The sequence below is a fragment of the Pseudomonas sp. PvP001 genome (assembly GCF_040546375.1).
Lineage (GTDB): Bacteria > Pseudomonadota > Gammaproteobacteria > Pseudomonadales > Pseudomonadaceae > Aquipseudomonas > Aquipseudomonas coleopterorum.
In genome coordinates this window covers 2,939,979-2,953,555 of sequence record NZ_JBEPNQ010000001.1, presented here as the reverse complement: position 1 = coordinate 2,953,555, position 13,577 = coordinate 2,939,979, and the positions used below count along the sequence as shown (strand labels likewise).

General features: G+C 64.3%; 10 protein-coding genes. All 10 read right to left on the bottom strand.

Features of this window, described 5'->3' with window-relative positions:
• Window positions 1-150: 150 nt before the first annotated feature.
• Window positions 151-1,518: a glycosyltransferase gene (locus ABMD26_RS13380; protein WP_354310025.1), complete on the bottom strand. Its 1,368-nt coding sequence runs from the start codon at window positions 1,516-1,518 to the stop codon at window positions 151-153.
• Window positions 1,425-3,203, bottom strand: a complete 1,779-nt coding sequence (locus ABMD26_RS13375) for a dermonecrotic toxin domain-containing protein (protein ID WP_354310023.1) — start codon at window positions 3,201-3,203, stop codon at window positions 1,425-1,427. Before ABMD26_RS13375 ends, ABMD26_RS13380 begins: the two co-directional genes overlap by 94 nt.
• 57 nt (window positions 3,204-3,260) lie before the next feature.
• Window positions 3,261-4,265, bottom strand: coding sequence for a polymorphic toxin type 44 domain-containing protein (locus ABMD26_RS13370; RefSeq protein ID WP_354310021.1), 1,005 nt, complete (start codon window positions 4,263-4,265; stop codon window positions 3,261-3,263).
• 153 nt (window positions 4,266-4,418) lie between these two features.
• A complete protein-coding gene (locus ABMD26_RS13365; protein WP_354310019.1) occupies window positions 4,419-7,424 on the bottom strand; it encodes a dermonecrotic toxin domain-containing protein in 3,006 nt (1,001 codons plus the stop codon).
• Window positions 7,425-7,513: 89 nt separating this feature from the next.
• Window positions 7,514-8,944 carry a lipopolysaccharide kinase InaA family protein gene (locus ABMD26_RS13360; RefSeq protein WP_320522411.1) on the bottom strand — a complete coding sequence of 477 codons (1,431 nt, stop codon included), beginning with the start codon at window positions 8,942-8,944 and terminating at the stop codon, window positions 7,514-7,516.
• 160 nt (window positions 8,945-9,104) lie between these two features.
• The gene (locus ABMD26_RS13355; protein ID WP_354310016.1) at window positions 9,105-9,857 is read right to left on the bottom strand and encodes a lipopolysaccharide kinase InaA family protein; all 753 of its coding nucleotides are present in this window, start codon (window positions 9,855-9,857) and stop codon (window positions 9,105-9,107) included.
• A complete protein-coding gene (locus tag ABMD26_RS13350) occupies window positions 9,854-10,588 on the bottom strand; it encodes a lipopolysaccharide kinase InaA family protein (protein ID WP_354310014.1) in 735 nt (244 codons plus the stop codon). Before ABMD26_RS13350 ends, ABMD26_RS13355 begins: the two co-directional genes overlap by 4 nt.
• Window positions 10,588-11,394, bottom strand: coding sequence for a lipopolysaccharide core heptose(I) kinase RfaP (gene rfaP, locus ABMD26_RS13345; RefSeq protein WP_354310012.1), 807 nt, complete (start codon window positions 11,392-11,394; stop codon window positions 10,588-10,590). Before rfaP ends, ABMD26_RS13350 begins: the two co-directional genes overlap by 1 nt.
• A complete protein-coding gene (locus ABMD26_RS13340) occupies window positions 11,391-12,512 on the bottom strand; it encodes a glycosyltransferase family 4 protein (protein ID WP_354310010.1) in 1,122 nt (373 codons plus the stop codon). The genes rfaP and ABMD26_RS13340 overlap by 4 nt, the downstream gene beginning before the upstream one ends.
• Complete coding sequence (gene waaC / locus ABMD26_RS13335; RefSeq protein ID WP_049861449.1) at window positions 12,512-13,576, bottom strand: lipopolysaccharide heptosyltransferase I; 1,065 nt, start codon at window positions 13,574-13,576, stop codon at window positions 12,512-12,514. The genes ABMD26_RS13340 and waaC overlap by 1 nt, the downstream gene beginning before the upstream one ends.
• Window position 13,577 lies beyond the last annotated feature (1 nt).

Genomic DNA, 13,577 nt, shown 5'->3' with positions numbered 1-13,577 from the left:
TGTCGTCTCGCAAAAACGGTAGTGAACGCACGCCCGGTCGCTGCGCAAGCAGCGACCGGGCGTGGTGCCCCCGTGGACAGATGTTGCGGTGCTGCAAACCTCATCACAGGGGTGCGCAGTGGTCTGATGCGGCAGGTACCGCCGCTCGGATCAGCGCGTCGACGTCCAGGAGTGCAGGTTCCCCACCTCCACCTCAACCTTGCTGGCAAACGGGAAGTAATGCTCTACACAGGCGTCCAGTTGTCGCTCGTAGGCTTGCGAGCTGATGCCCAGGGATTGCTTGAGGTCGGCGCGCAGCAGCAGGTCGTAGTAGTCCGGGCGTGTTTCGCGCAGGACGTCGTCGAGCAGTTGCGGGCCGGTCATCTCGAACGTGTCCTTGACGTAGCGCCAGAAGGTCAGGGTTTCGCCGGCACTGGCACCCTTTTTCAGGGTGGGCCGTGGCTTGGCGTAGAACTCAGGCCTGGCCTTGAATCGGGTCTGCATGGCACGGGTGACAGCCTTGAGCACCGGATTGTCGGGATGGCTGGCGAAGACATGACCGTTGTAGCCGCTGTAGGGAACGTCGGCCAGCACCACGGCGTCGTCGAGCAGCACATCCTCGGGGCCTGCACGCAGTTGCAGGTCGGCATGGGCGGTGGCGAAGGTGTTGTCCACGTCCATGTACACCCCGCCGTGAGCATCGATCAACGGGTAGCGCAACACGTCGCTGGCAGCGGCATAGTTCTTCGCCTGCCCCGTGCGGCACGCGCGGTACTGAGGGCCGCTGTCGCCCGCCAGCAGGGTTTTGAAAAAGTCCTGATCGGCCAGGGGTTCGATCTCCACCTCAGGCTTGTCGGCCAAGATGCCCTTGAGCTTGGTCAGCAGCGCGTCGCTTTCCAGATCCACGTGCAGGACTGTGCGCCAGCCTTTCATCAACGTGGCGTTGCCGACGAGGTTGTCGAGCAGGGCCTGACCGGGCAGCTCATGGCCCACCCAGATGTAATGCAGCACCTGCGGAATGGCCGGCGCGCTGACGGGCGGTGCGGGCAGCGGTGGCAGCACGATGCGCTTGGTAGCGCGCGCGACCGGTGCGTCAGCCACAGCGCCTTGCCATTGCAGGCGGTCGCCGCTGCGCCATTCACCTTCGGCGCTCTGCCACAGGTAAGCGTTGTTGCCCAGGTGGTTGAGACGCCAGGTCTGTTCGTCGGCGTCGTACATGGCCAACAGCGATCCTCGGCCAGAGATGCGGACCATGTAGCGATCAAGGACCTTTTCCACACCGTCCAGTGGCACCGTCACACGAATCGCCGTAGCCAAAGGCGGTACGCGGACGTCGCTGGCCAGCTCGGTACGCGGTACATCCCATGCGATCGCGTCCTGGGGTTCGACCACCGAGTCCAGGGTGATGGGCTCGCCTGGATGCCAGGCCCCCTTGGCGTCCACCGTTAGCGGGATGCAGGCGTCGATGGCATAGGGGTTGAGCGGGTCGACCACTGCCCATTGCTTGAGCGCGACCATGTAGCGCACGCGGTACAGCACATTCTGTACCTGGGCATAGATCTGATTCCCTGACGCACGTAGAGCCCGGCCATGAGGCCGTGAGTCTGGACGTGCAGATCGCGGCCGCGTACCACGGCCGGTCGCCATTCGAGCAGGCGGTTGGCGTCGGCCCCATGGCTGGGCGAAGGCGAATCGCTGGAAGTGGAAGCGCTGGAAAGATCATCGTCGCTGCCCAGATAAAGCGGCTCGAAATCGTCGCTACCACTGCCGCCGCTGCCGCTGGCCCCTTCACCGGTTTCCTCGACCACACTGCCCCAGGCACCTTCGCCATCGGCCTCCACGTCTATTTGCACACCGACCTCTTCATAGTCACCGATGGTCGTGAGGTCGCCCAGCAAGGGCAGCGTGAGAAACACATTCAAGGCCTGCAGCACTGCACCGCGAATCGCCTCGGAACGCTCGCGCTCGTTCACCGCGTTGATGGCCTTGTCGGCATACAACCCCACCGCGCCCAAGCCGGCTGCGATGGAAAGCGCCGCAATGGGCCAGCCCATCATGCTGAAAATGCCATACAACTTGAACGAGGCTTCCAGATAACCCAGCCACATGCCCTTGCTGATCTGGTTGTTGGAAATCAACAGGTAGCTGGCGTCGTTCTCCATGTCGGTTTTCAAATGGTCGGTAAGGAAGGTGAAGGCATAACCATCCAGTGTCTGTTGCTGCGCGTTGAGCCGGGTCTTGCGCTGGTTCCAGGGTGTGCTGGCGATGTCGCGCAGATGCCCTTGCAGGGTATTCCATTGGCCGTGTCTGTCGTGTTCGGGCCGCACGAACTGCAGGCCGAAACGGTGGCGGCCTTCTTCGGTGGTCAAATACCCCTGCACCCACTCGTACATTTCTTGAGCATTGGCGAAGGCGACGAAGGCTGGATCCTGCATGGCGCAATAGATGATTTCCCGGCCCGCCGCCGTGCGAAAGCGCAACATGGTGTGGCTGACGATGCCCTCGATATCGAAGCTGTGCATCTTGGTGGTGGACCACATCGCTACAGCACCCATGAGTTTTTCCGGCCGGAAAGGCGTGCTGGAATCATTCACCACTGCGGCATACACCTCGATGAAGTCCTCGATGCGCAACAGGCCCTTCTGGCAGTTGAGGGTGGCGTTGCACAACATGCTGAGCTTGGACACCATGCAGTACAGGGCATGATTGTTGATCCAGAAGCCACGCAACCTGGAAGCGTAATAGGCGGCGAAGTCGATACGCCAGAAGTACGCATGCACCTGGCGCGGGTCCAGGCGGATTTCATTCTGTTCATTGAAGACGTGGGCCGACTGATCGACACGGTAGAAGCCGCCCATCTGCGCCAGCAGGTCGCTGTTGCGCTGCTGATCCAGATCGAAGCGGCGCATGACCAGTTCAACCAGGTTCATCGACTGCTTGGGCGGGCCGTAATGCTCCCAGCCGGTGTAGGTGCGCGCACTGCTATTGGCCGAATCGAACCAGTGCCAGTGCACCTGGTAAGGGTCCAGACCGAACAGCCCTGCCCTGGCCAATACCTGACGAGCGATCTGCAGCGCGGCACGTTCGATGTCAGGGTACTGCTGCATCAGCTCGGCGATCTTGTTTTCCCAAAAGAGGATGTTCGAAACGATCGGATCGGGCTGGACGGTGTTGTTGTCGGTGATGGTCGTTGAGGTTGCAGCGCTGGATGTTGGCTCGTTCATGGTCTTGCCTCGCACATTCGGGAGGCCCAGCTTAAGCAACCGCGCGAGCCGGACTGCCTACATGGTTGGCACCCGCTGCGGGTATGAGGCCAGCGCATGAACCGACGCGCCGGGCTGTCGCAGGCGCGCGCCGCAGCGATGCTCCCGCCTGCCGGCGCCCCAGCTCTGCGGGTCGGCTGCGAGGATCACGCTGAGCAGCGCCTTGCCCGTTACCACGCCTTCGGGATAGCGCTTGTAGAGTTCCACGCCGATGTTGATCGCCAGGCGATCGGCAGGGGTGCGCCAGTGGCGCAAGGTGCGGCGCTGCTCCAGGGACGTGTGCTCATCGATGCCGTCGACCAGTACGCCGGGCCGAAACCCCGCCGCCATGCCCAGGTAGCCGTAGTGAATACCGGCCCACAGACCCACGTGGTAGAGGTAGCGGCCTTGCTTGTGCCAGGAAGAGTCCTGCAGCTGCGCGACCTTGGCGCGGTAATTCCATTCGCGGTTGTCGTCCATCTGCTCGACCCACAGGGCCACGGCTTCGTCCTTGCAGGCCTTGGCCACTACCCGAGGGTCGCGCGTCCACCAGCGCGCATGCCAGGGCAGCGCCTTGTAGGTGAGCATGGCCCGGCTGGCATCGTAGCGATTGAGCTGGCCGATCCTGGCGATGGTCGGGTGGCGAACGTTGCCGTTGATCTCGCTCGCCAGGTAGGTGGTGATCGACAGCAACTGGTCTGGATGGCCGCAGTTCAACGCCGTGTCCGGCCGCGGCAAGACCGATGGCCGGGGTTTGACCTGGCGCACGGACTCGTACTGGGTGCTGAACGAGGACGGGATCAGCAGCGCATTGCACTGGCAGCTGCTGGTACTGTCGAGGCTGCCCGCAACGCGCCGGCCGTTGCTCTTGAGCTGATCCACACCGCCGACGATGTGAAACTCGCCCGTGCTTTTGCCGCACGACACGCGATCGCCTTCGCGCGAGCGCGGGACGCCAAGCAGCGTAACGCCACGCTCGCCGCCCAGCACCGTGCCGCCGCACGAGGTCTTGTCACCCAGCCGAATGAAGTACCCCAGTCTCATGTCTACCCCTCCCTGCTCCGCCGCTGGCCCGCAAGGGGCCGCCAAGCGACAGGAGTCTCCGGGAGTACCGGAAGGACGTCTGTAGGATTAATCCTATACGAACGCAGGAAGTGTCCTGATTTGCGGATGCAAGGTACGCCTAGCGGCCGAGCCTCAGCGCGTGGACTTCCAGGAATGGAGATTGCCCACGACGATTTCCGCGCGGTTGGCGAAAGGAAAGTAGTGCTCCACTCGCGCCAGCAGGCGCAGCTCGTATTCCTCGCTGCTGATGCCCAGCGAGCGACGCAGGTCGGCGCGCAGGGCCAGGTCGTAGTAGTCGGGGCGGGTTTCGCGCAGGACGTCGTCGAGCACCTGCGGACCGGTCATCTCGAAGGTGTCCTTGATGTAGGCCCAGAAGATTTTCGTTTCCACGGCGCTGGCGGTCTTGCTCAGGGTCGGCCGTGGCTGAGCGTAGAACTGCGGGCGAGCCTTGAAGCGGCGCTGAATGGACCGGCTCACGGCCTTGAGCACCGGATTGCCGGGATGGCTGCCCAGGACGTGGCTGTTGTAGCCACTGTATGGCACGTCGGCGTGAGTGACGGCATCGTCCAGCAACAGATCGTTCGGCCCGGCAGGCAGATCGATGTCATGGGTCGCCGCCTTGAAGGTGTTGTCGACGTCGGTGTAGATACCGCCGTAGGTGTCCAGCAACGGGTAGCGCAGCAGGTCGCTGGCGGCGGCATAGTTCTTCGCCGGGCCGGTGCGCAGCGCCCGGTACTGAGGGCCACTGGGGCCTGCGCAAAGCGTCTTGAAGAAGTCCTGCTCGGCCAGCGCTCTGACTTCGAACTCATCCTTGCCGGCGAACTGGCGGGTCAGTTGATGCAGGAGCCTGGGCGTGTCCATGTCGGTGTGGATGATGACGCGATAGCCTTTCATGCGGGCGGCGTTGACCAGCAGGTTGTCCAGCAGCGCCTGGCTGGGCATTTCATGGCCCAGCCAGAGGTAATGCAGGAGTTTGGGGATCGGCGTGGCCTGGGTCACCGGCGCGGGCAAGGGTGGCAGGGTGACCGTTTTCACGTCATGGGGCGCGGGGGCGTGTGCGACCGCCTCCAGCCACTGACCGCGCTCGCCGCTGTGCCAGGCACCCTCGGGCGTGCGCCATAGATAGGCGGTATTGCCCAGGTGGTTGGCCCGCCAGGTCTTCTCGCCGGCATCGTACATGGCCAGCAGAGGACCTCGCTCCACCGTGCGGACCATGTAGCGGTCCATGACCTTCTCGACGCCATCCAGGGGTACGTCGACGGTGATGGGCGCGGCGGGGGGTTGCAGGCCGATGTCGCCGTCCAGTGGCGCGCCGCTCCAATCCCACGGCTGCTGTAACGGGGTGTCGATGCTCGCAGTGACTCGCTGGGCCGGTTGCCAGACGCCTTTGGCATCCAGCGAGATGGGGATGTAGCTGTTCAGCGCGTAGGGGTTGAACGGATCCACCACTGCCCACTGCTTGATCTGGCTCACAAAGCGCACGCGGTACAATGCGTTGTCGATCGGTGCGAAGGTCTCCAGGCCTGCGCGCACGCACAGGCCTGCGAACCGCCCCGTGCGGTGCAGGGTGAAATCGTTGGCCCGCAACAGCGCCGGGCGCCACGCCGCCAGGTCGTGGGCGCTGCGACGCGACAGGGCTGCCGGGGTATCACCCTGCCCGCTGGTCGAGGCGACCGAGGAGGACGTATCCGAGTCGTCGTCGGACGAAGTCGGCGTGTCGTCTTCGCGGGCTTCGCCACTGGGCGGCGGCAGCTCGGCTTCGGCATCCAGATCATCCGTCGACTCGACTTCCAGCTGTGCATAGTCGCCCAGCGAGCTGGCATCGCCGAGCAGCGGCAGGGTCAGCATGACGTTGAAGGCTTGAAGTACCGCCCCGCGGATGGCCTGGGTACGTTCCTGGTCGCTGAGGGCGTTGATCGCCTTGTCGGTGTACAGGCCGATGTCGATCAGGCCTGCAGCGATGGACACGGCTGCGATGGGCCAACCGATCAGGCTGAAACCGCCATACAGCTTGAGAAAACTGTCCAGGTAGCCGAGCCACAGGCCCTTGTCGAGCCGAGCGTTGGAAGTCAGCAGGTACTTGGCATCCAGCTCCATGTCGGTCTTGAGGTTGGCAGTCAGAAAATCGAAGCCATAACCGTCGAGCAGACGCTCTTGGGTGTTGATGGGTGTCTCGCTGTTTTTCCAGGGAGACTGGGCAATGTCGGCCAAGTGGCCTTGCAAGGTCCTCCATTCGGCGCCCTGATTGTGTTCGGGCTTGACGAACTGGACGCCGAACACGCGCCGGGCGGCGGGAGTCTGCAACTGGGCTTGCAGCCACTCGTAGAGCTGCTGCTTGCCCGCCACCGTCACGAACGCCGGATGCTGCATGGCGCAATAGAGGATTTCCCGGCCTTGACGGGTGCAGAAACGGATGACGCTCTGACAGACCATCCCCCCGATGTCCAGCGGGCGCAATACCGTGGTCGAGCCCGCAACGATGTCCCCGTACAGCTTCTCCGGACTGAAAGGGCCGCTGGGATCATTGGCCACGGCGTCGTAGACGTCCATGAAATCCTCGGGGGTCATGTCGCCACGCTGGCATTGCAGCACGGCGCTGCACAACAGGCCGATCTTGGATACGAACCGATAGGTCGTCTGGTTGTTGATCCAGAAACCGCGCACGCGGGACAGGTACTGGCTGGCGAAGTCGATGCGCCAGAAATAGGTGAGCACTTCGCGAGGATCCAGGCGGACCTCGTTGTGCTCGTTATAGACATGGGCGTTTTCGTCGGCCGTGTAGAACCCGCCCATCTGCGCCAGCAGGTCGCTGTTGCGCTGCTGATCCAGATCGAAACGGCGCATCACCAGTTCGACCAAGGTCATGGACTGCCTGGGGCTGCCGTAGTGTTCCCAGCCGGTGAAAGTGCGTGGGCTGCTGTTGGCGGAGTCGAACCAGTGCCAGTAGACCTGATACGGGTCGTGGGCGCCGCTGCCCAATTGTGCCAGCAGCGTACGGGCCGCATCGAAGGCGGCGCTTTCGATGTCGGGGTATTGGGTGGCGATCTGCTTGATACGCTGCCGCCAGTAATTCACCTGCGCAGTTCTGTGTGCTTCGAAGGTGTCGTTGCCAGCTGAATCAGGGGTTGTGGTGCTCATGGCGGGACCTCGTGGATGGGAGCCCACGAGGTTAGAAACCCACCCGCCTGCCATGGACGTGCATAGTTGGCACCGCGCCAGCGCTGGGATCAGGGCAAGCGCCGATCCAGCAAGACGCGCAACGCGCTGGCCTCGGGCCAGTTGCGCAGCAACCGCTCGCGGTCGCGCGTATGGGCTTCGGCGAAACGGCTATCGCTGGCGTGCTGTTGCATGGCGTCCAGGTCGATCAGCGCCCAGCGGCCGTTGTGCCAGAACAGGTTGTGGCCCTTGAGATCGCCATGGCTGATGCGCTCGCGCTTGAGGTCGGCGAACAATCGATCCAGTGCCTGCAACTGCGCCTCGGGGACCTCGCCGGTGTCGACATGGGGCGCGAAGCATTCGATCAGGTCCGGGCCACTCAGGTGCTCGGTGACCAGGTAGGCCTCGCGGCGCAACCACAGCACGCGTTTCTCCAGCACGCCCAGGGGCTTGGGCGTGGCGATGCCGAGGAACAGCAGGCGGTTGCCTTCGACCCAGGAGTGCCAGGCACGGCTCGGGCGCCAGAAGCGCTTGCCCCAGTGCAGCAGGTTCTTGATGTTGTAGCGCTTGATCAGCAGGTCGCGGCCCTGGCTGTGAACACGGCCGACCGTGGCGGCGCCGCCGGTCTTGTAGATGTGGCCTTGTTCGAGCAGGGCGTCGGCACGCTCCAGCACGGGCAGCATGGCGGCCTCTTCTTCGCGGCGCACGGCACGCAGCCTGGAGGCGTTGTCCTGGACGCTAAACAGGCTGCAGTCGCGGCCGACTTTGCCCAGATAGTCCTTGAGGCGCCAGGCGCGGACCTTGTCGATCTGCTTCTGCAGCGCTTCCATGGGCAGGCCGTGTTCGCCGTTGGCCAGCAGGTAGTACACCAGCAACTCTTCGGTGAAGGGTTCCAGGTGCTTGGGTAACTGAGCGAAGAACACACCGAGGTTTTCCAGCACCTTTTGCCGCGACAGGGGCTTGCCCGCCTCTTCGACCTGGATGCCGGCGCCGTCGATCAGGTACACCTGGCCGTTGTGGCGCAGCAGGTTGTCCAGGTGCAGGTCCTGTTGCCACAGGCCTTTGCCATGCATCTGGCCGATGACGCCGAGGGCCTCGCTGAGCACGGCGCTCTGTTCATCGGCCAGGGGTGGCAGGGTTTCCACGCGGGCCCATTCGTCGGCCAGGCTGTGGGCGTTTTCCAGGTACTCGAACAGCAGCCAGCCGCCCTCGCCTTCCTGCAGGCCGTCGGCGAGCAGTTGCGGGGTGGTCAGGCCCTGTTCGGCGAGCAGGCGCACGCCGGCCAGTTCGCGCTGGAAATGCCGTGCGGCCTTGCTGCCGACCAGAAGTTTGGCGAGCACGGTGCGGCCCCGCCAGACACCGGCGCCGACGTAGCGCTGGCCGGGCAGAACGCGCAGCAGGGTCAGCAGTTGCAGCTCGGCAGGACCGGCGGCGTCGGCCAAGGTGATGCTCAATGGCAGGGCTGGGGTGCGGCCGGCTTGGGTCAGTTCAGACAGGCGCATCGGCGGGCCTCTTGTTGTAGGTAAGGTGGGGCGCTGGATGGGTGGCTGGCAGGAAGGGCCTCTTCGCGGGCAGAGCCCGCTCCCACAAAGAGCACATGCCGTGCATTCTTCTGTGGGAGCGGGCTCTGCCCGCGAAGAGGCCAGCTGCAGCAACACACATCTAGCGCCCTTCCTTGTGACTGCGACGGCGGCTCAAGCGTTGAAGCCAGGCGTCGACCAGAGGGCTGGCTTCAGGCTGCGCAAGGTACGCAGCCAGCAATACACGAATATCCGCCGCCTGCCAGCGCGGCGACCGGCGCAGCAGCGGTTCCAGGTCCTTGGCGCGGTCGCGCTGGCCGAACAGCAATGGCCGGGTTTTTTCCAGGTCGATCAACTGCGCCTGGTACCCGCTCGCCGTGGCGCGCAGGAAAATGTGCTTGGGGTAGAAACAGCCATGCACCTGCCCTGCCGAATGCAGGATGCGCCCCAGCTCGCCGACCGCCACCAGCACCGCTCGGCGCGTATCGGGGGCCAAGGTCGGCCATTGCTGCAATACCGCGTCAAGGTCGGACCAGCCGTCCAGCGCGCGGGTCATGAGCATGGCGCGGGTATCGCCCTGAACCTGCCGTTGACCGTAGAACACCGCCTGCAAGGCCGGAATCCCCTGCTTGCGATAGCGGCTGATGTTGCGAAACTCGCGGGCAAAGGTCGGCTCGCCAAACGGTCGGGCCAGGGTCCGGGTCAGGTAGTTGCTCTGGCGCTTGAGGTAGAAGCCGCGGCCTTCCAGATCCAGGCGGTACACGCTGCTCCAGCCGCCACGACCGGTGTTGGGTTCATCCACGGCGTCCAGTTGCAGGTTCCACAGTGCGTCGAACGTGGCCAGCCCGTGGCGCTCGAGCAAGGCGCGCTCCTCGCTGGCGATGAAGTCGCTCATTCGCGGCCCTCGAAGAATTTGACGATTTTGCGCACGCGCAGCTTGTCCGACGCATTGAGCCTTTCGCGGCGGCGGTACTGCAGGTAGAAGCGCAAACGCTGAGTGTTGGACAGCTCGCGCTTGCCCAGTTTGTCCAGGCAGGCGAGGTCCTTGATGATGCGATACCGCAACATGAAGCTGCGCCAGAACGCACCATTGGGACAGTCGATGAAGTACAGCACGTCCTTGTCGTCGACCAGCAGGTTGCGCCACTTCAGATCGTTGTGCGTGAAGTGGTTGTCGTGCAGGGTCCGTGTATGTTGCGCCAACTGGCGGCTGATGTGGTCGACCCAGGCACGGTTGCGCAGGCGTGGATCACCGCTCTGCGCCAGGTGATGCAGATCCTGGGTATTGGGCAGTTCGCGAGTGATCAGCGCGCCGCGGTCATAGCTGGCGCCATTGCGCTCCAGGCCCCAGGCCACCACCTCGGCGGTCGGGATGCCCCACTTGGCGAAGCGCTTGAGGTTCTGCCATTCGGCCTTCACCCGCGGCTTGCCCAGGTGTGCGCGCAGGCCTTTGCCGGCGCCCACGTAGCGCTTGACGTAATAGGTCACCCCGCCGCGCTGGACGCGAATCACCTCGGACAACGGGTCGCGGGTCAGACGCTCGCCGGTCAGGGCGAACACCGCTTCCAGGCTGCCGAAGTCGGCCTGCAGGTGTTCATAGCCCGCTTCCAGATTCCAGCCGGCCATCAGAGCGCGTCCCCGTAACGTTGCTTGCGGTCGTACAACTTGTTCGCCTTGCCATCGAGCCAGCCGAGCAGCTGCGCTTCTTCCTTGAGCACGCGGCGTAGCGGCTGCTGGAAATAGTCACGCAGAAAACGCAGCTTGTCGCGGCGCGTCAGGCCGATGTCCAGCGCCGAGAAATACAGCGCGGCCAGGTCCTTGTTGCGCCAGCGGCGGGTGATGCGCGGCCGCACCTGTGCGCGGTGCAGATCGATCACCGACAGCTTGAAATCCGTGGCCGTGACCGGCTTGTCGGTGTGCAGCAGAAAGTGGCAGATGTAGCAGTCGCGGTGGTTGACCCCGGCGCGGTGCATCATGCCGACCAGGCGTGCCACCTCGGCGATCAGGGCGCGCTTGAGCGCAGGCTCGGGTGGCTGCTTGACCCAGTTCAGGCTCAGCACTTCCAGGTCGATGGTCGGCGCCAGCTCCTGGGTGATGACGAACGAATGCTGATCGGCCGGGTTACTGCCGCGCTCGCCGTAGGCCACCGCCGTCATGCTCGGCACGCCAGCTTGGCGCAGGCGCTGAATGGCTTTCCATTCCTGGCCGGCGCCGAGCACCGGCAGCTTGGCGGTGAGCAGGTTCTTGGCGATCTCCGCCCAGCCGATGCCGCGGTGGATCTTGACGAAATAGCCCTTGCCATCGACTTCGGTGCGCAGCGTACGGCGCGCCTCGAGCTCGCGGAACACTTCACCTTGCAGCGCTTCGACGGCCACGAACGGATCGCGCCCGGCCCACAGCGTCTTGAACGGCTCCTCGAGCACCAGTTTCATGGTCGCGCCTCCAGGATAACGTCGGCGGCGTGCTCAGGCATGCTGTAGATGTCGGCGCTGTCGGCGAATGCCAGGCCATTGGCCGACCAGGCGGCTCGCGCGCTGTCGTCTTCGAGCATGCGTTGCAGGTAGCGGTTGAGCTCTTCCTGCTCGAAGGGTTCGCTGAGCACCAGCCCGGCGTCGGCCTCGGCGATGTAATGGGCATAGCCACACACCGCCGACACCAGCACCGGCAGGCCGGCCACGGCGGCTTCGAGCAGTACGGTACCGGTGTTCTCGTTGTACGCCGGGTGGATCAGCACGTCAGCGCCAAGCAGGAAGCGCGGAATGTCGCTGCGGCCCTTGAGGAACTGCACCCGGTCACCCAGGCCGAGCGCTGCGCTCTGCATCTGGAACAGCTTGGGGTCGTCCTGGCCGATGACCATCAGCCGCACGCGCTTGCGCAGCGCCGTCGGCAAGGCCGCCATGGCCTTGAGGCTGCGATCCACGCCCTTGGTCTTGAAGCCCGAGCCGATCTGCACCAGCAGCAGTTCGTCGTCTTCGAGCATGAATTCACCGCGGAACTCGGCGCGGATCAAGGCCGCATCCGGCGGCGCACGGCGGTCCTGGGCAATGCCCGGCGGCAGCAGGTGGAAGCGCGCCAGCGGGGTGTCGTAATGCTTGATGAACAGCGGTTGCTGGACTTCGGAAATCATCAGGATTTCGGTCTTGGCGCCGCGCCCGAACACTGCGCGTTCGTAGTCGGCGAAATGCTTGTAGCGACCCCAGTAGCGGTACAGCGAATGGCGCAGGTTCTGCGCCTTGTCTTCATAGCAGCCATCGGCGGCGTAATAGACATCCAGGCCGGGCATCTTGTTGAAACCGATCAGGCGGTCGACCGGACGCTTGGCCAGGTCGGCCTGCATCCAGCTCAGCAGTTTCTCGTTGCGCCGATGGTTGAAGAACGCCTTGACCGGCGCGACCTGCACCTCGAAGCCTTCGGGCACCTCGCCCTCCCAGATCAGCGTGTAGACGCGGATGCTGTGGCCACGGCGCTGGCATTCCAGGGCAATGCGCATGAAGTCGCGCTGCAGGCCACCGAAGGGAAAATATTTGTAGAGCACGAATGCCAGTTGCATCAACGAAGATCCTCGGCCAGTAACACGGCGCTCAATCGGCTTGCCACGCGCTCGGGATTGAGCCGGGTGAAACACAGCGGCCACTCGCGTTTGAGATCGAACCGACGCTGGTCGTCCGGCGTCGGCTGGTAGGTACATTTTTTCTGCATGCAGGGTGCGCACGACGGGTAATCGCTGGCCAGGTGGACCTGGCTGCGGCCGTAGGCGCCGGTCAGGCCGACGTTGGTCGGCCCGAACAGGGAGATGGTCGGCACGTCCAGGGCGGCGGCCAGATGGCCAAGGCCGGTGTCGACCGCCACGCAGGCGCGGGCCTCGGCCAGGGTCTGCGCCATCCCGGCCAGATTCAACCGGGGCAGGACCACGCAATTCTTCAGGCCGGCGGCAATGCGTTGCGCGCGCGCCTGTTCGGCTTCGTTGCCCCACGGCAAGCGCACCTGGATATGGGCATGGCCAAGGCGTTCGGCCAGCTCGCGCCAGTAGATTTCCGGCCAGTGCTTGGTGTCCCAGGTAGTGCCGTGCAGGAACACCACGAACGCCGGGCCGGGAATCAGATCACGCCATTGCAGACGATTCAGGCCGTAGTCGCCGGTGCCTTCGGGCAGGTCATAGCCCAACGCCAGGGCGAACAGCTGGCGCACGCGTTCGACCGCATGCTGGCCGCGCGCGACCGCCAGACGCCGATGATAGAAACGACTGGCCAGGCCTTCGCGCGCCGAGCCCTTGTCGAGGCCGGCCACCGGGGCCTTGACCAGGCGTGTGAGCCAGGCGCTCTTGAGCAACCCCTGGGCGTCGATCACCAGATCGTAGCGGTTGGCGCGCAGACGCTGACGCAGTTGCTTGAATTCACCGCTCTTGTAGGCCTGCCAGAGGTTTTTGCGCCAGCGACGGATGGCCACCGGAATGACCGTGTCCACGGCCGGATGCCATTTCGGAATCTCGGCGAAGCCCTCCTCCACCACCCAGTCGAAACGGATGCCCGGCACGGCTCGGGCCGCATCGGTCAGCGCCGGGAGGGTATGAATGACGTCGCCCATGGATGAGGTCTTGATCAGCAGTACCCGCAAT

Excerpts from the sequence above, each read along its gene's own strand:
- rfaP (WP_354310012.1), bottom strand. The coding sequence starts at position 11,394 with ATGAAACTGGTGCTCGAGGAGCCGTTCAAGACGCTGTGGGCCGGGCGC.
- ABMD26_RS13355 (WP_354310016.1), bottom strand. The coding sequence starts at position 9,857 with ATGAGCGACTTCATCGCCAGCGAGGAGCGCGCCTTGCTCGAGCGCCAC.
- ABMD26_RS13340 (WP_354310010.1), bottom strand. The coding sequence starts at position 12,512 with ATGCAACTGGCATTCGTGCTCTACAAATATTTTCCCTTCGGTGGCCTG.
- ABMD26_RS13370 (WP_354310021.1), bottom strand. The coding sequence starts at position 4,265 with ATGAGACTGGGGTACTTCATTCGGCTGGGTGACAAGACCTCGTGCGGC.
- ABMD26_RS13360 (WP_320522411.1), bottom strand. The coding sequence starts at position 8,944 with ATGCGCCTGTCTGAACTGACCCAAGCCGGCCGCACCCCAGCCCTGCCA.
- ABMD26_RS13375 (WP_354310023.1), bottom strand. The coding sequence starts at position 3,203 with ATGAACGAGCCAACATCCAGCGCTGCAACCTCAACGACCATCACCGAC.
- ABMD26_RS13350 (WP_354310014.1), bottom strand. The coding sequence starts at position 10,588 with ATGGCCGGCTGGAATCTGGAAGCGGGCTATGAACACCTGCAGGCCGAC.
- ABMD26_RS13365 (WP_354310019.1), bottom strand. The coding sequence starts at position 7,424 with ATGAGCACCACAACCCCTGATTCAGCTGGCAACGACACCTTCGAAGCA.